Raw genomic sequence first — 25,623 nt, 5'->3', positions numbered from 1 at the left:
AGGTACACTTTTTTAGCAGTAGTAATCAAGGGATTGCTACTGCTTTTTGTTTTAGGAGTTTTCATTTTTATTTTATTCTGTAGGTGCATTTTATTAGGTATAAGCATATGATTAGATAAATGAGGTCTATGTTCATTATAGATTTTTATAGACTCTGATACAAGTTTTTTCATTAATGCCAACTACAGATGATAATTATCTATCATAAATTCCTGTCTTAGGATACCATTTATTCTTTCTGCAACAGCATTCTCATAAGGGTCAGAATCCTGAGTCATACTGCATCTGATTTTGTACTTAGAAAGAAGATGTTGATACTCGTCATAACAGTACTGAACACCTCTGTCGGAGTGATGTATAAGACATTTGTTTTTATGAATTCTGTTCTTCTGTGCCATTTTTAACGCATTCAAACAGCCCTCTGCACTTAAAAAATTAGCTAGTTCATACCCCACTATTTTCTTCGAATAAGCATATGTTATCAGGCTTAAATAACATGGTTTTTCTCTTTTACCAATATAAGTAATATCAGATACCCATACCTGCTCAGGCTCTATAATAGCCATTTCTTTTATCAGATTGGAGTGTTTCCTGAAACGATGATGAGACCAGGTTGTTATGTGATAACTACGTTTGGGTTTAATTAGCAAATGATTAGCTCTTAGAATATCAAAAAACTTGTCCCTGCCAACTTTTAACTTTTCAAGCTGCTCAGATAGTAACACATATAACTTTCTTGTTCCAAGGCGTGGCAATTTCTGGCTTTCCATATTTATAAGCTCAACAACTTGTTAGGCAATACTTTTTCGCTTTTGTGTTCGCCTTATACTTCTATAATAATCTTGTCTATTTTTCCCGAACACCCCACAACTAAAACTTATACTTTCTTATTGTTTCTCGCTGAAGCTGTTGATTGTTCGGGTGATAAGTTTTTTCTGATATCAGTGCTATATTCCTTTTCAGCAATATCAATCATCATGTCGAAGATAACAGCCTTTTGGTCAGCTATGTAGCTTCGTTGCTATAACTGTGCTTTCTGCTTTTCAAGTAATCGGACTTTGGCTTCCAGTTCAAGTATTTTTTGTTTGGGTGATTTTGGCCTATTCAATAAAGTTTGATTCTCCCAGCTTAGGTAGCCCCATCAATTTACCATATTTCTGCAACCATTTCCTAACTTTACTTTCTCCTTGAATCACATATTTCTTACTGGACTCTGTAGCATTAAGTAGACCAGATTCAATCTCTTTAACAACTTGAATCTTAAAGCTTAGCGTATAATCTTTCTGGGTACGCTTCACATAATTGTTTTGACTTTCCATTTTCGATACTTTTTTAAGTGTATCGCTATTTCAGGACGTGACAGTAAACTAAAAATAGAAGCTGCCCCTTTTTGGACAGACTCTGGTGAAGAGGTTTTATTACTCTTCACCAGACATAAGTCGCCACAGACCCACCATTAAGGGTCTGGCTTAGCGTTTTGCCTTTAAAAGAAATTGTGAAGAATTGCGGCTTGTCAGATTCATTCAGTACAATCAGTACAGTTTTGCCTCCTGAGGTTTTAAAGGCCACATTGGCCAGAGACAAAGTAATGTTTGAAGCTACCCGCACTGAACCCGGGCGCACAAATTTAGAGGCATGTGCCACAATATAATAAGCCGGGTTTCTGATGATAGACTTGCCAATTGTTAAGGCACCCAGGCACTCGGTGCATCCGCCATCTGTGTGCGGGTTTTGTTTCGGGTCGGCAGCCAGATTCCATTCCAGTACATTCCTGCACCAGTTTCTGGGTGCGCCAATAATCAGGTTTTTTATATGCCATTTCAGGTCTCCCGCAAAATTGCCCGGGGCACCAATCCATTGTTCGGTAAAGTACAGGCTTTTGTCAGGATGTGCTTCATGAACATCTTTCAGGGCTTCAATTGCGCCGCCGTACAGGTGGAACGCCGAGCCATCAATATATTTACGTGCTTCGGGGTCGTTCAGAATACTGATGGGGTAATCCGGGCGGTCGGCATTATGGTCATACAGTATAATTTTGGTTTTAATACCACTGGTTTTAAACGTCGGACCCAGATTTTTTTTGATAAAAGTGGCCTGTTCATCTGGCAGCATCAATACACTTGGATTGTTGCCGGGGTGCAAAGGTTCGTTTTGAATGGTTATAGCATCAATTCTGATGCCTTCTTTTTGCATGGCCTGTATGTAACGGGTAAGGTATCTGGCATAAGCCTGGTAGTATTCGGGTTTCAGACTGCCTCCTTTTGAGTTGCCGTTGGTTTTCATCCAAACCGGGGGAGTCCAGGGTGAACCCAGTATCTTAATTGTCGGATTAATTTTCAGTATTTGCTTCAAAACAGGAATAAGGTCTTTTTGCTCTTCAGCCAGACTGAATTTATCGATATTTACATCGGTTTCTCCGGCAGGCAGGTCGTTATAAGTAAACACATGGTCGCTTAAATCAGATGCGCCGATGCTGATACGCAGGTAACTGATGCCTATATTGTTACCATTGGTAGCAAATAGCTCTTTCAGTAAAGAGGCCTTTTCGGTTTCGCCCAGTTTATTAATCAATGTGGCACTACCCCCTGTAAGCGTAAAGCCAAAGCCATCCATGGTCTGGAATTTCTTTGTATCATCTACAAAAATGGTGGGGCCGTCAGTTTTATCATCCATAAACTGTAAGGCCTGAGCCTGTTTCTGAAACAGGGCAGATTTATCGGCATTGGTGAGCCATACGTCAACCCGTTGTGCATAAGTAAATGAAACCGCAAAAATTAAAGCTGGTAAAAGAAGGTATTTCATAGTTTGGGAATGAGGTTTTCGGCAGGCAAGTTAGATAGAAATATAAAATAAACCCATTGTTTACTTGATTAGATTCAATTTTTAAATGACCCTGTGAGCATTTATTATCAGCCGTTTCTGTTTCAGTTTCTACTTTTATTTTATATTTTTGAGAACAAGTTCAGCCTTTAACCTCATTATATCAATGCCAAAGTTTCTTGCCATCGTACTTTGCATGCTAAGCCTGTGTCTTTCTACTCAGAAAAGTAAGCCAGTTTCAGTTATTTTTGATACCGATATTGCACCTGATTATGACGACGTAGGCGCGATGGCCCTGCTGCATGCCCTGGCTGATGCAGGGGAAGCGAAGATTCTGGCCACTATTTCATGCAATGCCTTTGAAACCACCGCACCTGCCATCAGCGTACTGAATACCTATTTCGGTCGCCCTGATATACCAATCGGCATCACCAAAAGAGAAAAACCCAATATGAACTGCTCGCAAAAATGGGCAGAGTTTATAGTTGATAAATATCCGCATAAACTAAAGTCAAATGCCGAAGCCACAGAGGCCGTGAAACTATACCGTAAGATTCTGGCAAAACAACCAGACCAGTCTGTAACTATTATAACGGTTGGCTTTTTTACCAATCTGGCCGATTTGCTTGACTCTCAACCCGATGAATTTTCTAAACTCTCAGGAAAAGATCTGATTAAGAAAAAAGTAAAGTGGTTGGTTTCAATGGCTGCCGGGCTGGATAAAAACCAGCGTTTCCGTGAATTTAATGTGCATATTGATGCCAGCGCATCGCAAAAGGTATTTTCAGAATGGAATACACCAATGCTGCTCAGTGGTTTTGAGATTGGCGACAAAATAAGAACAGGTATTCGACTGATAAACAATGAGGATATCCAGAACAGCCCCGTAAAAGATGCCTATCAGGTGGCATTAACTAAAGATAAAAACACAATAGGGCGTAACAGCTGGGACCAGACCGCCGTTCTGGTAGCCATTAAAGATATTGAACTCTATTTCTCTTACAGAAATTTGAATCTGGAGATTAAGGAGGATGGCACAAATGTGCTGATACCCGGTGAGAAACTGATGTATCTGACCGAGAAAATGCCCCCTGCAGAAGTAGCAACTATCATTGAAGATTACATGATGCACCAGCCTAAAAAGAGATAGTCAATCATTTCACCTCTAATCATCCGGCCAAATGTTTATCATAGAAACATATCCGCTTGCCGTTCTCTTCTGTATTATTACCATGTTGTGCTGGGGTTCATGGGCCAATACCCAAAAACTGGCGGCAGCTACCTGGCGTTTTGAATTGTTTTATTGGGACTACGTAACTGGTATCGTACTGCTGGCTACTTTTCTGGCATTTACACTGGGCAGCAACGGCAGCGAGGGGCGAAGCTTTATTGCTGATGTTCAACAGGCTGATGCCAACAATGTAAGCTCGGCCATGCTGGGCGGGGTGGTATTCAACGCAGCTAATATTCTTTTGGGGGCGGCTATATCTATTGCAGGTATGGCAGTGGCTTTTCCGGTTGGTATTGGTCTGGCGCTGGTGATTGGCGTGATTGTGAACTACCTGGATAACCCGGTCGGTAATTCATTACTTATTTTTCTTGGTGTAGGGCTTATAGCTGCTGCCATATTGATTAATGCCTATGCTTACAGGCGGGCAGTTGGGCAGGCAAAGGGTGTTTCTTCCAAAGGATTGATTCTCTCGGTAGTGGCAGGAGTGCTGATGGGCTATTTCTACAAATATGTGGCGCAGGCCATGTTTCAGAACTTTGAAGTACCAGAAGCCGGAAAGCTAAGCCCATACACTGCTGTGTTCTTTTTTTCGGTAGGCATCCTCTTAAGCAATATTTTGTTTAATTCATTGCTGATGTGGAAGCCTTTTGTGGGAACAACCGTTAGCTACGCCGATTATTTTGGAGGGAGCATGAAAAATCACCTGACGGGTGTGTTGGGTGGGGTAATCTGGTGTATGGGTATGGCCTTTAGCATTATAGCGTCTGATAAAGCGGGAACAGCCATTTCATACGGATTAGGGCAGGGGGCTACGGTTGTGGCAGCCATCTGGGGTATTTTTATCTGGAAAGAGTTCAGAAATGCACCCCGGGGTACATCAACTATACTGAATGTAATGCTGCTGCTTTACTTAACGGGGTTGGGCTTGATAATAGCAGCAAGGTAAAATCCACAAAATTTTTAGATATGTCAAAAATAGTAGTGATAGGCAGTTCGAACACCGATATGGTGGTGAAAACGAGCCGTTTCCCCAAACCCGGGGAAACGATATTGGGAGGCACATTTTTTATGTTTGCCGGTGGGAAAGGAGCGAACCAGGCTGTGGCAGCTGCCCGCATGGGAGGAGACGTGGTGTTTATTGCCAAAGTAGGAGACGACATTTTCGGCAAGCAGGCCATTGAGGGTTTCAGGAATGAAAAAATCAATACAGACTATATCATTACTGATGCCGAAAAAGCCTCGGGTACAGCTTTAATTATTGTGAATGAAGCCGGAGAAAATAATATTGTGGTGGCGCCCGGCTCTAATGATACGTTGTCGGCAGAAGATATTCTGAAGGCAGAATCAGAAATTGAAGGAGCCGAAGTGGTACTGATGCAACTGGAGACACCACTAACAACTGTATTTTTTGCTGCTCAACTAGGGGTTAAAACCGAAAGTAAGGTAATTCTTAACCCTGCTCCGGCACAGCAACTGCCGCAAGAGCTTTATCCGTTACTATATCTGATAACTCCCAATGAAACAGAGGCAGGCATACTGACTGGCATTGAGGTAACTGATGATGCCGCTATTGAAGAAGCCGCACAGGTATTGCTTGATAAGGGCGTACGAAATGTAATTATTACTTTGGGCGAGAGGGGGGCGTATTTCAGAAACGAATACCTATCGTTTTTTATGGACGCGCCAATGGTTGAAGCCATAGACACCACCGCCGCAGGCGATGTTTTTAATGGCACACTGGCTGTTGCACTGGCTTATAAAAAAGACTGGCGGTCTGCCGTTGAGCTGGCCTGCAAGGCCGCATCGCTTTCAGTAACGCGCATGGGCGCGCAGGCTTCGGCGCCTTATCTGCACGAAATTTCATCTTCTTCTAATTTCTATTTCTAAATTGCGTTTATTTTTGTTGTTTTGACAATTAATTGACCAAAAGGCAATTCATGAGAAAATACCTCTTTTTAATGCTCTTACCCATGGCTACTATGGTTAGGGCGCAATCTATACTTGAAGAGCAGTTTCAGTTTAATTTTCTTGCTTTAAACCCTGCCATGACGGGAGCCCGGGAGACTTTCAGCCTCAATGGTATGTTTGGTAACCAGTTTAATGGTACGCTGCGCCCTCAACAGGTTTACCAGCTTTTTTCTATGGATGGCGTTATACAAAAAGGCAAAGGGGGCCTTGGTTTGCAGGCGTATAACAGTAATGTAAGTGGTTTTGATAACGCCGGCGCCAAGTTGTCTTATGCCTATCGCGAGCAGTTCAGAAACGGGCTTACGGTTTCTGTAGGCGCCAATGCCGGATTCATCTATCAGCCCGTTATATTATCCGGCACAGGTGTCAAACAAATGTTCCCGTATCTGGGTTTAGGAGGTATGCTTTCTACCCAACAGTTTTTTGTAGGCCTTTCTAAACCTGTTTTACTGATAAGCGATGGCCTGTATAACAGCAAACAACCGGTTTATACCATGATTGGGGCGTCGGTAGGAGAACCAGAAAATGTAATGCTTAACATTAGCGGTACGCTGGAAACCAGCAAAGGTGAAAAGCCAGGTGTTTTTCTGACAGCGAAGGTATGGATGAACGAGCAGATAGGTCTGGGCCTATTATACAGAGCAGAAACACACATGGGTAGAAAGGTAAATAAAATAATACCAATGGCAGAATTTCAACTGGGTGAGAGTTTCCGGCTTGGAGGGTCTTATGATTTTAGACCGCTGGCGTATTCAGGTTCGGCATCGCAGGAGATTTTCCAGCAGAGAGGTATTTTTCAGCTATATATCCGTTATGAGTTTTTGGGCGAATACGGCAGCTCCAGTCGCATGAAATACTATTAACATGAAATCCCTCTTTCCGGAGGGATTTTTGTTTATTTCATGGGCTTTGCTGAGCCGTTGAAACACTGAAAGTCAGGAACTGAAAATTGTTTTCATATCAAATGTAACTATTCTGTTTTCTTTCATCCGAAAGACAATGATTTTAGTAAAAAAATTGTTATTTTATTGAATACCTTACTGTAACTTTGTAGCGTTTTGGCAAGTGGGGGTTTGAAGACACGGTTAGTTTAAGATTTTCCCCTCACCAGAACAGGTTTTATGCGGTTTTACGACTAAATATTATCGTTCTCCGAAACGAGCATTTAATAATTTTAAAATTCTCAATGGACCAATTCTCGTACATCGCCAATGCTGACGTAGCCGCATTGGACGCTATTTACCAACAATACAAACAAGATCCTACTTCTGTTGACGAAAGCTGGCAGAACTTCTTCAAAGGTTTTGAGTTTCATCAGGCTTATAGTGGAAACGGACAATCGAACGGCACTAACGGAGTGGCTGCCAAACCTGCCGGTATAACACCTGCCAGTGCAGAACACACACGCAAGGAAATGGAAGTGGTGCACCTCATCAGAGGGTACCGTTCTCGCGGGCACCTGCTATCTAAAATAAATCCTATCGGGCCGCGGAAAGACCGCAAGCCAATGCTTGACCTGGCCGATTTTAATTTGTCTGATGCTGATTTGGACACAGTTTTTGAGGCCGGAGTAGAGCTTTTTGGTGAAGCCGCTTCTTTGCGCAAAATTGTTGATGCACTTAAAAAAGTATATCTGGGCAAAATTGGTTTTGAATATTTATATATCCGCGACCGCCAGGCTAAAAACTGGTTGCGTAAGAAAATTGAACAGGAATACCTGAACTTTACGCCAACCCGTGAGCAGAAACTACGGATTTTTGAGAAACTGAACGAGGCCGTAAATTTTGAAAATTTCCTTCACACCAAATTCCTGGGTAAAAAACGTTTCTCGCTTGAAGGTGGTGAATCTACCATTCCTGCATTAGATATTGCCATTAACCGTGGAGCCGAACTGGGAGTGGAAGAAGTGGTAATTGGTATGGCACACCGTGGCCGTTTGAATATATTGACCAATATTCTGCAAAAGCCTTACGAGCAGGTTTTCAATGAGTTTGAAGAGAACATCCAGCTGGATGCCTATACAGACGGAGACGTGAAATATCACATGGGGTATTCAAGCCAGGTAGAAACCCCGGAAGGCAAAAGAGTGAGCCTTAAATTGATGGCTAACCCTTCTCACCTGGAGGCAGTTAACCCGGTTGTAACAGGTTATGCACGTGCCAGAGCCGATGCACATTACGAGAAAGCGGCCGTGAAACCAAACGACCGTGACGATATTTATGATAAAATTCTGCCTATCATCATTCATGGTGATGCGGCTATTGCCGGTCAGGGCATTGTATATGAAGTAACGCAGATGTCTAACCTGCCGGGTTATTATACCGGGGGTACGCTTCATTTTGTAATCAATAATCAGGTTGGTTTTACGACCGACTTTGAAGACGCCCGTTCGTCTATCTATTGTACCGACATCGCCAAAATTATCGATGCACCAATCTTCCATGTAAACGGAGATGACCCCGAGGCAGTGGTTTATACCATGAAACTGGCTACCGAATTCCGTCAGGAATTTAACCGCGATGTGTTCGTGAACATGATTTGTTACCGTAAATACGGCCATAACGAATCTGATGAACCGCGTATGACCCAGCCAACCATGTATAAGGTGATTGATACCCACCCGAACACCAGAGAGATTTATCTGCAGGAGTTGATGGAGCGCGGGGAGGCAGATGCGAAGTTCTCGGAAGAACTGAAAAAACAATTTGAAGGCGAATTGCAGGATCTGCTTGCCAAAGTAAAACAAAAGCAACTGCCGTATCAGAAACCAAAACTGGAAGAAGACTGGGAAAAACTACGTCGTTCAGTGCCTGAAGACTTTGAGCAATCGCCGGTTACGGGTATTTCAACGGCGACTATTGAGAAAATAGGAAAGGCTTTATCAAACGTGCCAAATGGTTTCAAACCTTTGAAGCAGATTGAAAAAGTTTTGGAAGAAAGACGTGCCATTTTTGCACAGGAGAAGCCCTTTAACTGGTCGGTTGGTGAGTTAATGGCTTATGGCGCCATCCTTGACGAAGGCCGAATAGTGCGTATTACCGGCCAGGATGTACAACGTGGTACGTTTACGCACCGCCACGCTGTGTTGCATGATGCCGATACCAACCAGCTATATACCAATCTGGCTCATATTGACGAAAATCAGGGTAAATTTGAAATATACAATTCACTTCTGGCGGAATACGGTGTAATGGGCTTTGAGTATGGCTACTCAATGGCTAACCCGAACGCGCTCGTTATCTGGGAAGCACAGTTTGGTGATTTCTCGAATGGTGCACAGATTATGATTGACCAGTTCATTGCCGCTTCAGAATCAAAATGGAACAGCATGAACGGCCTTGTATTGTTGCTGCCGCATGGTTATGAAGGCCAGGGGCCTGAGCACTCAAATGCCCGCCCTGAGCGTTATCTGCAATTGGCTGCCGAGTACAACATGTATGTATGTGCCTGTACAACGCCTGCCAATATCTTCCACATGTTGCGCCGTCAGGTAGCATTGCCATTCCGTAAGCCATGTATCCACATGTCGCCCAAGTCTATGTTACGCCATCCAATGGCTATTTCTAAAATAGAAGACTTTGGTGAGGGTACACGCTTTCAGGAGACTATCGGTGACGATTTCGCCGACCCAAAAAAGGTAAAACGTGTGTTATTGTGCAGCGGTAAAGTTTATTATGATTTATTAGATAAACAACAAAAAGAACAACGTACCGACGTAGCCATTATTCGTGTTGAGCAACTGCACCCGTTCCCTGCCAAACAGATAGAAGCACATCTGGCCAGATACAAAAAGCCGGAGGTAATATGGGTACAGGAAGAACCTGAAAACATGGGTTACTGGTCTTTTGTGTTGCGGGAGTTTCCTCAAATTGGGGTAGGTAATGTAATTGCCCGTAAGTCGAGCGCATCACCTGCCACAGGATATACCAAAATACACGCCAAAGAGCAGGCAGAAATTGTTGAGAAAGCGTTTAACAAGTAAGTAACCGTAAGAAAAATAAATATATCGATATCAATAACTTAGCAATAAACAAGTTATGGCAATAGAAATGAAAGTCCCTTCGGTGGGCGAATCAGTAAGCGAGGTAACTATCGCTTCTTGGACAAAAAAAGATGGTGACTTTGTAAAAATGGACGAGGTAATCTGTGAGCTGGAGTCTGACAAAGCCACTTTTGAACTCCCCGCAGAAGCCGACGGTATTTTAAGAATTATAGCAGCCGAAGGTACAACGTTGCCAATTGGTGCTTTGATTTGCAAAATTGAAGATTCTAATACTAATACTAAAGACAGCGCCCCTGCGGCTGCGGCGGCTCCTGCCCCGGCAGAAGCACCAAAAGAAGAAGCGAAAGCTACTGCACCGGCTGCTGAACCTGCACCCGCTGCGGCATCAAAAACCATTGATGTGGTAGTACCGGCAGTAGGTGAATCAATTTCAGAAGTTACCATTGCTTCCTGGAGCAAAAAAGACGGCGACAGTGTGAAAATGGATGAAGTGATTTGCGAACTGGAGTCAGACAAAGCTACTTTTGAATTGCCATCTCCTGAAAGTGGTGTATTGACAATTGTTGCTCAGGCTGGCGATGTAGTGCCTATTGGTGGCGTAGTAGCCAGAATAGCCGTTGGCGCAGCGAGTGCAGCTACGGCAGCACCGGCTTCTGAAAAACCTGCGGCAACAGCTACACAAGCACCTGCTGAATCGGGTAATAGCTATGCAGCCGGGCATCCGTCGCCGGTTGCTGCAAAAGTATTGGCCGAAAAGGGTATTGACCCTGCCAATGTACAAGGTACAGGCATAGGTGGTCGAATTACTAAAGATGATGCCTTGAAAGCCACGCCCGCATCGCAACCAAGTGCTGCTCCTGCCGCACCGGCTGCTAAAGCGCCTGCTGCACCAGTTCCGGTGGCGTCTGGTGTTGAAGGGAGAATATCGCGCAGAGAAAAAATGACAAGCCTGCGTAAAACCATTGCGAAACGTCTGGTGGCCGTAAAACAGGAAACAGCCATGCTTACGACTTTCAATGAGGTGGATATGAAACCTATTATGGACCTGAGAGCCAAGTACAAAGATAAATTTAAAGAGATTCACGGCGTTGGTCTTGGCTTTATGTCGTTCTTTACCAAAGCATGTGCCATTGCCTTGAAAGAGTTCCCGGTAGTGAATGCCTACATAGACGGCGATGAAATTGTGTATAACGACTACGCCGATATCGCCATTGCGGTTTCAGCACCACGCGGCCTGGTAGTGCCGGTAATCAGAAATGCCGAACAACTTAGTTTTGCAGGTGTTGAATCAGAGGTTGTTCGTCTGGCTGTAAAAGCAAGAGATAACAAGCTGACTATTGAAGAAATGACAGGTGGTACCTTCACTATCACGAACGGTGGTATTTTTGGCTCTATGTTGTCTACGCCTATCATTAACGCGCCGCAATCGGCTATTCTGGGTATGCACAATATTGTTGAAAGACCAGTAGTTGTGAATGGCGAAATCGTGGTTCGTCCAATAATGTATGTGGCATTAAGTTATGACCACCGCACAATTGATGGTAAGGATTCTGTAAGTTTCTTAGTAAGAGTAAAACAATTGTTAGAAGACCCAACCAGAATTTTGTTGGGCGTATAACGCTTGTTACCTATATACCAGAGCGGCCATTGAGGATTTTCCCCGATGGCCGTTTTTGTTTCTGTAATTATTAAAGAAATTCAGTAGATGATTTGGATTAATTGTCTTTTTTTAAGTATTTCGGTAACCTATTAATCCGGTTTTGTTTAAAAAATATACATATTCAGCATTTTTTATACTTCTGCTTAGTATATCTTCTTATGCTCAGATTTCTATCAGACAAGTGCTGATAAACGGGCAGGTGTATCCATATAAACCGGGTTCTGGTATTGCTATTTCTGCGCCTGACGAGAACCTGGTCATTGAGTTAAATCCGGTAAATGGCAATTCAATCAGGTATTTCTACCGTATCAGGCCCATGTCTGAAAGTTGGTTCTGGAGCAACTACCCGTCGGTTCATTATCAGAATCTGCCTGGCGGTAGTTATCACTTACAGATAAAGGCGGTAGATAACAAACAAAGGGTGGTGGCGTCGGCGGAGGTAAGTATTAATAAAAAACAGGCTTTCTGGCAAAAATGGTGGTTCTGGCCATCTATTTTTATATACATTTTATTGATTTTCGGGGCGGGCTTCTATTTGTTTTTTATCTATGACCTCCGCCAGAAACTCAAGCTACAGCATATTCGTAACCAGATAGCCTCCGACCTCCATGATGAGGTCGGCTCTAACCTTAACTCAATAGCCATATTTATTGAGTTGCTTCGCAAAAAGGTTATCAGGCAGAATCCGGACTTGCTGCCTATTCTTGATAAGATTACTGATAATTCAGAAGAGACAGTTTTGTTAATGCGCGATACCGTATGGGCCATTAATCCTGAAAATGATTCTACAGAAAAACTATTTGAAAGAATGCGTTCTTTCGGTGTTGAGATGCTGACAGCCCGCGGTATAACGTTTAACTTTGAGTTGCTGATTGACGGCAAAAAGGATATATTCCCGATGGAACAAAGGCGTAACATTTACCTGATTTATAAAGAGGCTATTAATAATATTTCAAAGCACTCGCAGGCCACGCATGCGTCGTGCCAGGTAACCAGAGGCCAGGGGATGGTAAAAATACAAGTAAGCGACAACGGCAAAGGCTTTGATGTAAATGAGATTTTTGAAGGTAACGGACTCAAAAACTTTAAACACCGCAGCCAGGAGTATGACTTGAATGTGTCTGTGCATTCAAGTACACAAACAGGTACAGAAGTTCTGATTGAAATAACAATTTAGTGATGGGGTATCCCCATAATTGGGGATTTACGCGAAACAAAATACCCCGTAATTTTACAGAAATATTTATAGCCATAAAATCAATTGATTTATAGAATAATGAGGTTAAAGTGTTTTAATAATGATTAGTGTACTACTTTTTGAAGACAATAAAAACCTCAGAGAAAGTCTTTCGCTGTACCTTTCTGGTACAGACGGACTAAGGTTGGCAGGTGCCTACCCCGAAGCAACTGATGCTGTAAAATTAGTGAGCCGGCACCAGCCTGATGTGGTGCTGATGGATATTCAAATGCCGCAGGTTTCGGGCATAGAAGCGATGATAGCCATCAAAAAAGTGAATAGTGACGTAAAAGTGTTGATTCAGACGGTATTTGAAAATGACGACAAAGTGTTTGCTGCTATTTGCGCAGGCGCCAACGGATATATTTTAAAGACTCCCAAGCCAGAAAATTATGTAAAAGCTATTTTTGACGTTTACAACGGTGGGTCTCATTTAACCCCCAGCATTGCTGCCAAGGTGCTGGCCATGTTTCAGAATCAGTTTGTGATGAAAGAGCAAACCTACGTTTCGCTGACACCGCGGGAGAAAGAAGTTTTGCAGTTGATGGTGAAAGGCATGAGTTATAAAATGATAGCCGATGCCTGTAATGTTAGTTTTAACACCATACATACCCATATAAAAAACATTTACGAGAAATTGCACGTCAATTCGGCGCCTGAGGCAGTTGTAAAGGCACTCTCAATGCGGCTGGTTTAAAGGCTGCCTGATTCCACCGGTTTATAATTGACTAATGATTATTGCTTGAAAACAAGTGAAACTTATACCACAAACTGATATGAATTCTTGCTGGGCGGCATCTATGGCTATGGTATCTTTAGCCCTTGATGATGAGCCCAAAAGCCAGGAAGAATTTATAAAACTTAGAAACAATGCTATCGGGCTGAATGAATATCCGTATCGGGCAACCACCATACCTGATGACGATATGGCCGATTTTACGGCAGAAAATCTTTCTGGTTACACAAGTTTTACAGAGGGTTCGTTGGGTTTGCATCAGATAAAGCAATTGCTTGAAGACTCAAAACCAGTTATTTATGATTATAAGCTGAACAGCAATACGCAGTCTCATCTGGTGGTGATGGACAAAGTAGAGAAAACAGCGGTATTGCCAGATAAGTGTAACATATCCTGGATTCACATCAGCGACCCTTGGCCAATTAATCAGGGAAATGGTTTTTATATAACCTATGAAAGATATTACGGGCAAGGTAAAATTGATGATTCGGATTCAGGACCAAGACGAAAATACACTATAACATTACTGACGAACAATAGGCCAAACCTAAATAATGACGATATAATTTATTTGTCTAATGTCTTTTTTAAAGAGACCTCTGATGAGTTGATACGTGCTTTCCTAAAACATGTAGAGGCCTTGCCTGATACACACGGCGATTCGTTCTATGATGAAATAAACTTTAATAAATCTTTGGCGGCAGCAACCAGGGTTTCTAAAGGATACAGGGTTCTGAATGTAGGTACCAGAGGAACTTTTGCGGACTCGGGTGTGAAAATTGAAACCCTTTTGGGGATGGATGCCGACACCTATATTTATTTTCTTGGACAGAATAACAAGATTACCACCATTATAACGACCGCAAAAGTAAGGAATCCACACAACCAATTTGGTTTTAACGATAACTGGATCATCAACCATATTGAAAGAGCCGACAGGTTTGAATCAATGGCTCCGATACTTGAGAGAATCAGTAATGAAATGAATTGGTAGTGCGTTTACCCTGGCAATCGGGTAATTTTGAAAACAGCCTGAAAAACCTTACAAATTTTGAGAAGCAATATTTTATTCAATTCCTAAAACATCAATTAAAATGGGAGATTTAACCACTAAAGAAGACCTATCCGAACAAAATGGAGATCCTGCAAAAAGAGATTCCGCCGCATTAAAAAGAGTGAAAAGACACACCTACGTTGATTTGGATGAAGGGCCAAATGGTACAGAAAAAACAAGACAGGAGGGTCTATACCTTAGCCTTGACCAGATGGAGATCTTAATAAGCTATCTTAGGAAGAACCACCCGAATATTGATCACGTAAGTTTTATGATTGGCAAATTAAGCTCAAAAGAGGGGCGCTCGCTGCAAGAAAGAGCTAAGCCAAGAGTTAATGAAGAAGAATATACAGTTGAGATTTTGCCATTCCAGTTTAAAAAAGATGGTAATTCTGAGTTTTTAACGGTTGATAACGTTGTAGGTTTTCTTACTATTCCGGGGCAGCCTTTTGATAATGAAATGGGCGGCGGCGGCGGCGGCAACCAGAAAGTTCCACCACCATCAGTAAGGACTCCCTGATTAAAGCATGGATTTTACACTAGGATTATATCGGTTTTCCGGATGGTCACAGGATGTGATTTGGCTGTTAATATGCTGGATGATGCTAAAGAAAGGTGGTTATTGGACAGGGCATAAGATGTTCTTTTTGCTCTATGCCCTGTCTACTGCCTTTTTCGAAATAGTTTATGCTATAACAGCCATTACCCTGAGCAACAACCTTTTTCTGGATTATTGGTTTATAGCCCTTGAGTTTGTGGTTTTGAGTTTTTATCTGAGAGGCGTTATAAAGCTGAAATGGATAAACGTAACTGTTTACATTTTATGTCTGGCCTTTGTGGGGTTTTCTGTTTATAATTCTTTTCTGGGGCAGGGTTTTACTAACTATAATAGCTATGGCACACTCATAAACAGTCTTTACCTTACTTTTTTGTCGGGGCTGGGTCTTTTTATGCTTGCCAAAAGGTATATCAACAAAAGGCTTTTCAGCCTTACAGAAAGCTGGCTTGTATTAGGTGTTTTTCTGATATACTCAAGCATTATTATTTTTGATTATATTTATGCCCTTTCTGTTCCCTATAAAAACGATACCATATTGTATGCAGTTTTAATAGTACAGAATTTTATTAAGAGCTTTTTCCTTATATTTTATATAAAGGGAATAATGATAATTAAGTAGCTTGTTTTTCGGGGTTTTAATTTTTTTAGTTTAGTTGTTTTGTAGCCATGTAGCAAAAAATCCCCAGAATTGGGGATTTTTTGTTTTTGTACATCTGCTGAAATTTGGCATATAAAACCAACAATTATGAAACACTATAAACCCGCTCTGCCTAAAACCCAACATGTTGCCCAGAACCTCTACATTATGATCAATGGTATACGGATAAGTATATCACCCGAAGAAATTATTTATCTGGAAGCCAGCATTAACTATACCACCTTTCATACACGAAACAACAAGTTTACGTCTGCCTTTCATCTGAAATTTTTTGATGAGGTGCTTAAAGAACACACTTACTTTGTAAGAATTAATAAATCTTATATACTGAACCTGAATTATCTGGAAGCGCTTAACTGGAAAAGAGACACCAAGGAAGTGCGCCTGGCCGACGGCACAATGCTGCCTATCTCAAGACGCCGGGCAAGCGGAATAAAGGATATGCTCTGGAAGAAACTGAATACCTGAACGCTCAAATAAAATGTGCAGATGCGGGTAAAAAAATAGTATAAAACTATTAAATTATTGTTAAATACTTGAATTTTTTGCTATAATTGACGTACTTCGCAAGACACATTCTGTTATTGAAGCAATGGACGATATGAATAAAGGTAATGCAAATGAACGAGGCTCAAGGGGTAGCCTTTTTTCATTTTTAAATGGATTAGTGGGGTCAGCTTCAAATAAAAGCGACGACAAAAGCAGTGCTATTCCTGAATCAAAAATCAGTCGGTATGCAGACAGCATTGAGCAGTCTAACTATATAAGCCGTGACCTGAGCTGGCTTAAATTCAACGAACGTGTGCTTGACCAGACCCGCGATAGCAACCTGAACCTTTTTGAGCGGCTGAAGTTTCTGGCCATTACTTCTTCAAATCTTGATGAGTTCTTTACCATCAGATTGGGTAGTTTGTATAATTACCTTGATTATCATAAAGAACGTATAGATTATTCGGGGTTAAGAGAAATCCCTTTTCGTAAGGCCTTGTTATCTGCAGTAAGACAGTTTTGTCAGGAGCAGGACAGAATCTTTGATGAGGAACTGAAACCCTTGTTCAGGAGCCACAAGTTTCAGGTAGTAAAAATTAGCGACCTTACCAGCAATGAGCTGACAGAGGTGGTGGATTACTTTGATTACACCATCTATCCGATGCTTACACCGATGCTCTTTGACCACACCCATGCGTTTCCGGTGCTGATTGCCAAAACGCTTATTTTTGGCGTGGTAACTGATTCAAGCCGCTCTACACTGTTTTCAGAAGACAGCGAAACCAAAAAGATATCGTTTGTACAGATTCCCGGCAATCTGCCCCGTTTCTACACCATTGAGAGAAACGAGGAGTTGCTTTTTTTGCCAATTGAAGAGATTGTTCGCCATGAAATAAAGAAACTGTACCGAAACGTCGAGATTCAGTCGGTAAGCCTTTTCAGAATTGTCCGTAATGGAGACTTTACACTGGAGGAGTCTGATGACATTGAGTCAGACTTTGTAGACGAAATAAAACAGAAAATCAAAAGCCGTAGGTTGGGCCGTGTGGTGTATATGGAGATAGAAGCCAATGCCAACGAATGGCTGGTAAATATCTTGCAGAAACGCTGGGAAATTGACAAGTATAATATTTTTGTTGACGAGTGCCTGATTGACTACACCTGTCTTTGGCAGATTATCCGCCATCCGGAGTTCCAGGAAGAACTGGAGCCTATCCATCCGCCTGTATCTCCAAAAAGACTGAAAGAAAAGAATAACGATATTTTTGAGGTGGTACGTGAAAAGGATTTACTGTTACACCACCCTTACAATAATTTTGAGCCGGTATTGCAATTGTTGGAAAGAGCTGCAGAAGACCCCGATGTGTTGGCCATAAAGCTGACAATATATCGCCTGGCCAAAAAGTCGCGCGTTACGCAGGCTTTGTTAAAGGCCGCCGAGAATGGCAAGCACGTGTCGGCGCTGTTTGAAATAAAAGCCCGCTTTGATGAAGAAAACAACATCAGAGAGGCCGAACGCCTGCAAAGAGCCGGGTGTTTCGTTATCTATGGTATTGGCTGGTATAAAACACATACCAAGCTGATGTTGATTGTGCGCAAAGAAGGCAACCGTGTTGTACAGTATGCGCATTTGGCCAGTGGCAACTACAATGAGGATACGGCCAGGTTATATACTGATATTGGCCTGTTAACTACTAATCCGGCTTACACCAAAGATATTTCTGAGTTTTTTAATGTTATTACGGGGCATTCACAGCCCGGTGATTACCGTTATCTGATTACCTCGCCAAGAGATATGCGCCGCCGCCTGATTGAGCTAATCAGAAACGAAGCATCAAATGCACAGCAGGGCTTGCCAAGCGGTATTTGTATCAAACTTAATTCGCTTGAAGACCGGCATATTATTGATGAACTATACAAAGCGTCGCAGGCGGGTGTTAGAATCAAGCTTATCATCAGAGGTATATGTTGCTTGCGCCCGGGGCGTCAGCATCTCAGCGAAAACATTACGGTGCGTTCAGTGGTAGGTTTATACCTTGAGCACGCCCGTATATTTTATTTCCATAACAACGGCGAGCCTAGGGTATATGGAAGTAGCGCCGATATCATGGTTCGTAGTTTTGATAAGCGGATAGAGTCTATGTTTGAGCTCGTAGACGATGAAGTTAAAAAACATGCCATTGAAATATTATATTATAACCTGCGTGACAACGTAAATGCTTACGAATTGCAGGAAGATGGTTCGTATTCAAAAGTAAAATGTTCGCTCACACCAGATGACCAACCGATCAATATTCATAAAATGTTTTTTGAAATTGAAGAGAATGGGTCTGAAGAAGCAAATTTGTTTGCACAGCAGAACGCACCCACAGGAATTGTATCAGAAGAAACACCAATAGAGACAGAAACCAATCAGTAAATGTATTCAGAAAATATCAGACAAAAGTTTTCAGACTTATATAACCAATCTCCAGACATACTTGTACGCGCCCCGGGGCGCATAAATCTGATAGGTGAACACACCGACTATAACGATGGCTTTGTGCTACCGGCGGCCATAGATAAGGCCATTTACTACGCAGTTTCTAAAAGAGAAGACCGCCAGGTGAGACTTTTTTCTTACGATTTAGATGATACCTACGAGTGTTCGTTAGATGCATTGGATAAATCTGAGAAGGGATGGGCGAATTTCCTGATTGGGATGATGGCCGAAATAGGTAAAAAAGGAGCTGTGATACCCTTCGGCGTAAATGTTGTATTTGGGGGCGATGTGCCGTTTGGGGGTGGTTTGTCTTCTTCAGCGGCTATTGAAAGTGGCATTGGCTATGCATTGAACCAATTGTATAACCTTGGGCTTGCCAGAATTGACCTGGCTTTGGCAGCACAACAGGCCGAGCATAATTTTGCCGGGGTTAATTGCGGCATTATGGATATGTTTGCGTCTATTCATGGTAAAGATAAAGCAGTTATTAAACTGGACTGCCGAGATTTAAGCTACGAGTATTTCCCGTTTGAAACCGCTGAGTACGCCATAGTTTTATGTAATACGGGCGTAAAGCATAACCTGGGTGATACCGAATATAATAAACGCAGGGCAGAATGCGAAGCGGGTATCAGTATTTTACAGCAGGCTTTCCCTCAGGTAAATAGTTTGCGAGATGCAAGTATTGCTATGCTCAGAAGCCAGGCCGATAAACTGCCCGAGATTGTCTATAACAGATGCCGATATGTAATTGAAGAAATAAACAGGGTTGAGCAGGCCTGCAAAGATTTACTGAATAACGATTTTATATCTTTCGGACAGAAAATGTATGAGACCCACAGGGGGCTAAGTGAGTTGTATGAAGTAAGCTGTCCGGAGCTGGATTTTCTGGTAGAAAAAACCCTGGAAAACCAAGCTGTTGTGGGTTCAAGAATGATGGGCGGAGGCTTTGGAGGTTGTACCATTAACCTGATTAAAAAAGAGGCTGTTGATACATTTCTCTCCGATATGGAGCAGGCCTATGAAGCCGAGTTCGGTAAGAAACTCGTTTCTTACCGGATGGCAATTACTGATGGTGTAGGGGAGGTGGAAAAACGCATAACAGATTGTCAGTGAATCTTTTAATTCTAAAATTATTAAACTAAATACTCATTTTTACATAATATGTTTATAAATGAGCAATAATTAAATAAGGGTTTGTTGAAGGCGTCATGTTTTGTAAATTTGGTTTGGAAAGTAGTTTAAGGGCTTAAAGTTATCAGGGCATTTATTCGTATCTGTAACTTTAAAATACAAAAAAGGCGGATTAAAATATAGAAGATGCTTTTTGGATTTAGCTTTGAAATTATGTGATTTGTTATTATTATAAATAATGAGAGAGAATATACAATTAATTGATAAGGAGAACTACCAAAATGATTTGATAATTTCTTATCTAAGAGAGATGTATTCTGAGACAATTTGGGAGAATAATAACATTTATTTCGACTCAAATTACAGTGCTTTTTTAGAATCTTCATATCAATTAGATAATATTAATTATTATTGGTTAAAAGTTGAAGCCGAAATTGTGGGAATTGCCCAGATATTAGCATTAAACGAGCAAGAACTACATCTTAACAATATAGTCATTAAAAAAGAGTTCAGACGTAATAAAAGTGGTAGTAAATTTTTAAAATTGCTTTTGCAAGAGCGAGAAAATTATCAGGAATTTTCGTTAAATGCATTTCATTCAAATGAAGCGGCTATAAACTGGTATAAAAATTTAGGTTTTAGTACTGTTGATACAACCTACATTTATATCTACTATCCTCAAAAGACAAATACGCATGAAAATATTATTGGCCGGGATAAGAACGGGTTTAAAGGTGTTTTTGTGGATGATTTGAAAATTGCAACAATCATAGATTCTAATGTTTTGCTTGTTCATAACATAGATAATCTCTCTTTAATCAGTGTAAATGGTTTTGATAGAGTTTTGTGTTGGAGTAAAAAAACGATAGCAGATGACTGCTTTAATCTATATGATACCAGTTACAGAATGATAGCTAATATTAAATCCTTGTTAAAAAAACTATCAACCGTTCCGAGTTAACATTCTTTGAGCAGATTTTTTAATTTGGAAGTTTTTTGAATTTTAGAATTTGTTTAGTGAAATTTGGGTAATAATCCTCTACACAAATAAGGCTACTTTTAAAAGTTTACTTATAAGTTTAAAGAGTATTTCAGAAGCTAAAAAGTTTCAAAATTTATCATAATCAATTGGTCTATTTCTAATTTGGTTATTCATATTACGCAAGCAACTATTCAATACTATTATTTATACAGATGCCTAAATTTTGTATTGTTGAAAGTAGTTCAACAAAGTGGGATGAAATTGTAAAAAAATCAGGATTTTATGATTTTCATCACACTTCTTACTTTCATCAAATTGATTCGGCCTACGAATCACTTTTGCTGCATTTTTCTGATGAAGAGAACTTTATTGCTCTCCCAATAAAATATAGAGAGATTCCTGGTACAGATTATTTTGATATCTCGTCCGTATATGGTTATGCGGGGCCAGTTTTTAGCTTTGAGCCAAACTATAACAAACAAAAGCTTATTTCTTTCTTTAATCTAACATTTAAGGAATTTTGTATATCTCATAAGGTGGTTTCCGTTTTTTCACGTCTTCACCCACTAATTAGTCAAAAACAAATTTTAACTTCTCTAGGTAATATTGATGACCTTAATAGAACGGTTTCAATTGATTTAAATATTCCAGCTGAACAACAATGGAGTGCTTATAGAAAAAGCCTAAAATATGAATTAGCTCAAATTAGAAAAAAGGATATCCGAGTTCAGATAACAAAAGATAAAAGTGATATAGATGATTTTATTACTATTTATTATGAAACAATGAACAGAGTAGGAGCCGCATCAAATTATTATTTCCCAAAAGAGTACTTTCATAATTTTTTGAATAATCAGGCCTTTGATTCTATTCTTATTATGGCAAAATTTAACGATGTAAGTATTGCAGGGGCAATTTTCACCATTACTGGTAAAATTATGCAGTATCATCTTGCCGGAACAAAGGAAGAGTTCATTAAAGAAACGCCAATGAAATTAATATTGGATGAGGCTCGGCTTTATGGTAACAGTACCTCAGCGGAGAGCCTGCATTTGGGAGGTGGAGTATCAGGTAGAGATGACGATTCCTTGTTTAAGTTTAAATCAGGATTTTCTAAGAACTTCAATCGGTTTTCTATTTGGAAATTTATAGTCAATCAAGAAGTTTATAATCAATTGAGCAGTGATTGTGTTAATACAGGTTTTTTCCCTCTTTACAGAAGTTCAAAATTATAGATATCTAATTGTCGCCAGTATTGATTGTACTACAATTGTGACGTGGACCCCGAAAGTTAAACAGGCTTCACATGAAGTGTGTAAATGGTTAATTGTCAGGTATTTATGAAACGAATAAACCAAGAATATGTACAAATTTGGCATATTTTGGAGTTTTTCGTATTTTAAGTCTGCGAAAACCATAAAATGCGTGCTCAGTTTACCTTAATCGACTTGGATACTCCAAAATTTCACCGAATGTATATTCTTATGAATAAGCCGGAGTCAACGAAGAAGTTTTGGGTGTTTTTGCATTCAAACAGCTAAATTTTTTATACTATACGAAGGCAGAAGGCCCAAAAACACACCCAAATGGCTACTTAAATTAAAGATATAAAGTTAAAAGATCAAACCATAATAAGGTGGTGATTTGGTATGGAAGTACCTAAAGTGAAAAAGGCTAAGAAAAGAAAAAATTAGAAAAGTTAATTTTCTAAAGATGCTTTAACTTGAAAAACAACGAGACACTCAATTTATTAAGCGTCTCGTTTGTCAAAAATCTTAAATAATTGAATTTCTAATGGAAAGGCCTAAGTAAAAAACCAGGCAATGCATCAAATATCAACTCTTGCATACTTGGCGTTGCGTTCAATGAAATCACGGCGAGGGGCTACTTCATCGCCCATCAGCATAGAGAAGAGATGGTCTGCCTCTGCTGCCGATTCAATAGATACCTGTTTCAAAGTACGTTTGTCAGGGCGCATGGTTGTTTCCCATAGCTGCTCGGGGTTCATCTCTCCCAGACCTTTGTAGCGCTGAATACCCACGCTGTCTTCACGGCCTGCACCAGCCAGACGTTTTACTTCACGTTCGCGTTGCTCTTCTGTCCAGCAATAAACCTCTTCTTTCCCTTTCTTAACCAGATACAACGGCGGTTGTGCAATATAAATATATCCGCTTTCTATCAGCTCGCGCATATAACGGTAGAAGAACGTAAGAATCAGGGTACGAATGTGGCTACCATCAATATCGGCATCCGTCATGATAATGATTTTGTGGTAACGCAACCTATCTGTATTTAAAGCCCGTTCGTCGCCATCTTTACCAATCTGCACACCTAGTGCCGTAAAAATGTTTTTAATTTCTTCGTTTTCGTAAATTCGATATTCCTGCGCTTTTTCGACGTTAAGAATTTTACCTCTCAAAGGCAGAATGGCCTGAAACGCCCTGTTGCGGCCTTGTTTGGCACTACCACCGGCACTATCACCCTCAACCAGATATACTTCGCAAATCGATGGGTCAGACTCCGAACAATCGGCCAGTTTACCCGGTAAACCGGTTCCAACCAATACGTTTTTGCGCTGTACCATTTCGCGCGCTTTACGGGCGGCAATACGTGCTTTGGCAGCAAGTAATACCTTGTCTACTATCATGCGAGCCTCTTTGGGGTGCTCTTCCAGATAGTTTTCAAGCATTTCGGCAACACAAGAGCTAACGGCTGATGTTACCTCACTGTTACCCAGCTTGGTTTTGGTTTGCCCCTCAAACTGTGGTTCTTGAACTTTTACTGAAATAATGGCGGTTAAGCCTTCACGGAAGTCATCACCACTAATTTCGATTTTTTCTTTTGCCAATATGCCCGATTTCTCGGCATAGCCTTTCAGCGTACGGGTGAGCGCCATACGGAAGCCCGAAACGTGTGTACCCCCTTCATGAGTGTTAATATTGTTTACAAAAGAAGATACGTTTTCGCTGTAACTGGTGTTGTAAAGCATGGCAACATCAACCGGGATACCGTCTTTACTCCCTTCCATAAATATAGGTTCGGGAATCAGACGCTCACGGCCTGAGTCGATATAAGCTACAAATTCTGCCAGACCACCCTCAGAATAAAAAGTGTCTGTTTTAAAATTGCCGCTTTCGTCTTTTTCGCGCAGGTCAGTCAAAATAATTGTGATTCCTTTATTCAGGAAACACAATTCGCGCAGCCTGTTCGCTACTGTTTCATACTTATATTCGGTAATAGTAAAAATGCTTGCGTCAGGCTTGAAAGTAACGGTCGTTCCTCTGTCGCTTGCCTCACCTACCTCACGCACCGGATACAAAGGCTTGCCAATTGAGTATTCCTGCTCAAATATTTTGCCTTCGCGGTGTACTTCAACTTTCAGGTGCGTAGAAAGAGCATTTACGCAGGATACCCCCACACCATGTAAACCACCAGAAACTTTGTAGGTATCTTTGTCAAATTTACCTCCGGCATGTAGTACGGTCATAACCACCTCAAGTGCCGACTTCTTCTCTTTGGGGTGCATACCGGTAGGTATCCCCCGGCCGTTATCTTTTACGGTTACTGAGTTATCTTCGTTTATTGTTACCTTTATTGTATCGCAATGGCCGGCAAGCGCTTCATCTATCGAGTTATCAACTACCTCCCATATCAAATGATGAAGTCCTTTTATACCAATATCACCGATGTACATGGCCGGACGTTTCCTTACTGCTTCTAACCCCTCCAGTACCTGGATGTTCTCCGCGCCATAATTTGCTTTTGAGTTTTGTGGCTCTGTGTTTTCTTGATTTTCTGTCATAATTAGTTTTAGTAAACAATTGACTATCAATAAATTAGTTATATCTTAAAATAGATGCTTGATATTCACTAATAATTAACATAAATTAGTTGTAAAGTTACACTTTTTTATCTACAAATCGAAATTTATAAGCTAATGATTATTAGCAGAATACAATTAATCAGAGCCTGTTTTTTTAATTGAAACCGGGTGTTTTTCAGCCCATTGACCTGTTGATACACATTATGAAAAACTATTTTTATCTGCTTTTTATTGTGCTGTTTTTATCGGCCTGCCAACGTTCTGTTCAGTCAACTTACTACATTGTACGGCATGGCGAAAAAGCCGATGATACTGCAGACCCTGTACTGAGTGCAGCCGGGCAGGAAAGAGCCGAAACGTTAAAAAAACTTCTGGCAGATAGAAAGATTTCGGCGGTTTATGCTACCAGTTATCAGCGTACATCTTTAACTGCTAAACCGTTGGCAGATGCCATGCAACTGAGCATACAAAAGTATGACCCCCGCAAACAGAAACCTTTTATTGAAGATTTGAAAAAGATTGAAGGCAGAAACGTGCTTATAGTTGGGCACAGCAATACGGTAAGGCATATTGCCAATGGGCTGTTTGAGCAGGATACCTTAAAAAAAGACCTGGAAGAAACCGATTTCGACAACCTGTATGTTGTAAAAAGACAGACTGCCCCGCGAAAGAAACTTAGTTTTACGGCAAAAACCTATGGTAAACCCACACCCTGATTCAGCGATTTACGGGTTGGCGAATACCTTTTTTCTGATTTTTTCGTTAGCATATCGGTAATATTGTGAAT

Annotated in this window: 21 protein-coding genes; 17 read left to right on the top strand and 4 right to left on the bottom strand. The window is 41.0% G+C overall.

The annotated features are described in order from the left end of the window. Positions 1-182 precede the first annotated feature (182 nt). The 3 genes from C0V77_RS23290 to C0V77_RS08525 all read right to left on the bottom strand — a co-directional run bounded on the left by C0V77_RS23290 (position 183) and on the right by C0V77_RS08525 (position 2,802). The gene (locus tag C0V77_RS23290; protein ID WP_216824413.1) at positions 183-770 is read right to left on the bottom strand and encodes an IS3 family transposase; all 588 of its coding nucleotides are present in this window, start codon (positions 768-770) and stop codon (positions 183-185) included. Positions 771-1,100: 330 nt separating this feature from the next. Continuing rightward, positions 1,101-1,319 carry a hypothetical protein gene (locus tag C0V77_RS23285; RefSeq protein ID WP_216824412.1) on the bottom strand — a complete coding sequence of 73 codons (219 nt, stop codon included), beginning with the start codon at positions 1,317-1,319 and terminating at the stop codon, positions 1,101-1,103. A gap of 106 nt (positions 1,320-1,425) precedes the next feature. After that, positions 1,426-2,802 (bottom strand): glycoside hydrolase family 30 beta sandwich domain-containing protein, encoded by a 1,377-nt coding sequence (locus C0V77_RS08525; RefSeq protein WP_101725912.1) that lies wholly within the window; start codon positions 2,800-2,802, stop codon positions 1,426-1,428. 184 nt (positions 2,803-2,986) lie between these two features. Here C0V77_RS08525 and C0V77_RS08520 point away from each other — a divergent pair, with 184 nt between their 5' ends. The 16 genes from C0V77_RS08520 (at position 2,987) to C0V77_RS08445 (ending at position 22,248) form a co-directional block, all read left to right on the top strand. After that, the gene (locus C0V77_RS08520; protein WP_101725911.1) at positions 2,987-3,970 is read left to right on the top strand and encodes a nucleoside hydrolase; all 984 of its coding nucleotides are present in this window, start codon (positions 2,987-2,989) and stop codon (positions 3,968-3,970) included. Positions 3,971-4,001: 31 nt separating this feature from the next. After that, positions 4,002-4,997, top strand: a complete 996-nt coding sequence (locus C0V77_RS08515) for a GRP family sugar transporter (RefSeq protein WP_101725910.1) — start codon at positions 4,002-4,004, stop codon at positions 4,995-4,997. Between the two features lie 20 nt (positions 4,998-5,017). Next, positions 5,018-5,938 (top strand): ribokinase, encoded by a 921-nt coding sequence (gene rbsK, locus C0V77_RS08510; RefSeq protein WP_101725909.1) that lies wholly within the window; start codon positions 5,018-5,020, stop codon positions 5,936-5,938. A 50-nt stretch (positions 5,939-5,988) separates the two neighbouring features. Then, on the top strand, positions 5,989-6,882 hold the full coding sequence (locus C0V77_RS08505; RefSeq protein WP_101725908.1) for a PorP/SprF family type IX secretion system membrane protein: 894 nt from the start codon (positions 5,989-5,991) through the stop codon (positions 6,880-6,882). A 323-nt stretch (positions 6,883-7,205) separates the two neighbouring features. Beyond that, positions 7,206-10,001 (top strand): 2-oxoglutarate dehydrogenase E1 component, encoded by a 2,796-nt coding sequence (locus tag C0V77_RS08500; protein WP_101725907.1) that lies wholly within the window; start codon positions 7,206-7,208, stop codon positions 9,999-10,001. 55 nt (positions 10,002-10,056) lie between these two features. Beyond that, positions 10,057-11,640: a 2-oxoglutarate dehydrogenase complex dihydrolipoyllysine-residue succinyltransferase gene (gene odhB, locus C0V77_RS08495; protein WP_101725906.1), complete on the top strand. Its 1,584-nt coding sequence runs from the start codon at positions 10,057-10,059 to the stop codon at positions 11,638-11,640. Positions 11,641-11,782: 142 nt separating this feature from the next. Then, entirely contained in the window at positions 11,783-12,859 is a 1,077-nt protein-coding gene (locus tag C0V77_RS08490) for a sensor histidine kinase (RefSeq protein ID WP_101725905.1), read from the top strand. 121 nt (positions 12,860-12,980) lie between these two features. Next, complete coding sequence (locus C0V77_RS08485) at positions 12,981-13,616, top strand: response regulator transcription factor (RefSeq protein ID WP_101725904.1); 636 nt, start codon at positions 12,981-12,983, stop codon at positions 13,614-13,616. A 79-nt stretch (positions 13,617-13,695) separates the two neighbouring features. Continuing rightward, positions 13,696-14,649 carry a papain-like cysteine protease family protein gene (locus C0V77_RS08480; protein ID WP_101725903.1) on the top strand — a complete coding sequence of 318 codons (954 nt, stop codon included), beginning with the start codon at positions 13,696-13,698 and terminating at the stop codon, positions 14,647-14,649. Positions 14,650-14,749: 100 nt separating this feature from the next. Further along, entirely contained in the window at positions 14,750-15,229 is a 480-nt protein-coding gene (locus C0V77_RS08475) for a hypothetical protein (protein ID WP_101725902.1), read from the top strand. 7 nt (positions 15,230-15,236) lie between these two features. Then, the gene (locus C0V77_RS08470; protein WP_143706036.1) at positions 15,237-15,887 is read left to right on the top strand and encodes a hypothetical protein; all 651 of its coding nucleotides are present in this window, start codon (positions 15,237-15,239) and stop codon (positions 15,885-15,887) included. A gap of 126 nt (positions 15,888-16,013) precedes the next feature. Beyond that, positions 16,014-16,394: a LytTR family DNA-binding domain-containing protein gene (locus C0V77_RS08465; RefSeq protein ID WP_101725900.1), complete on the top strand. Its 381-nt coding sequence runs from the start codon at positions 16,014-16,016 to the stop codon at positions 16,392-16,394. A 124-nt stretch (positions 16,395-16,518) separates the two neighbouring features. Beyond that, complete coding sequence (gene ppk1 / locus C0V77_RS08460; protein WP_101725899.1) at positions 16,519-18,834, top strand: polyphosphate kinase 1; 2,316 nt, start codon at positions 16,519-16,521, stop codon at positions 18,832-18,834. Then, positions 18,835-20,013, top strand: coding sequence for a galactokinase (gene galK / locus C0V77_RS08455; protein ID WP_101725898.1), 1,179 nt, complete (start codon positions 18,835-18,837; stop codon positions 20,011-20,013). It abuts the gene before it with no gap. Between the two features lie 256 nt (positions 20,014-20,269). Continuing rightward, on the top strand, positions 20,270-20,992 hold the full coding sequence (locus C0V77_RS08450) for an N-acetyltransferase (RefSeq protein WP_101725897.1): 723 nt from the start codon (positions 20,270-20,272) through the stop codon (positions 20,990-20,992). A gap of 233 nt (positions 20,993-21,225) precedes the next feature. Continuing rightward, complete coding sequence (locus tag C0V77_RS08445; RefSeq protein ID WP_101725896.1) at positions 21,226-22,248, top strand: GNAT family N-acetyltransferase; 1,023 nt, start codon at positions 21,226-21,228, stop codon at positions 22,246-22,248. 593 nt (positions 22,249-22,841) lie between these two features. Here the strand turns inward: C0V77_RS08445 and gyrB are convergent. Then, the gene (gene gyrB, locus C0V77_RS08440) at positions 22,842-24,815 is read right to left on the bottom strand and encodes a DNA topoisomerase (ATP-hydrolyzing) subunit B (protein WP_101725895.1); all 1,974 of its coding nucleotides are present in this window, start codon (positions 24,813-24,815) and stop codon (positions 22,842-22,844) included. Between the two features lie 224 nt (positions 24,816-25,039). Between gyrB and C0V77_RS08435 the strand changes: the two genes are divergently transcribed. Next, entirely contained in the window at positions 25,040-25,552 is a 513-nt protein-coding gene (locus C0V77_RS08435; RefSeq protein ID WP_143706035.1) for a phosphoglycerate mutase family protein, read from the top strand. Positions 25,553-25,623 lie beyond the last annotated feature (71 nt).

This window comes from Emticicia sp. TH156, assembly GCF_002855535.1.
Taxonomy (GTDB): Bacteria; Bacteroidota; Bacteroidia; order Cytophagales; family Spirosomataceae; genus Emticicia; species Emticicia fluvialis.
The sequence above is the reverse complement of the archived record's forward strand: the minus strand, read 5'-3'. Positions and strand labels throughout refer to the sequence as shown.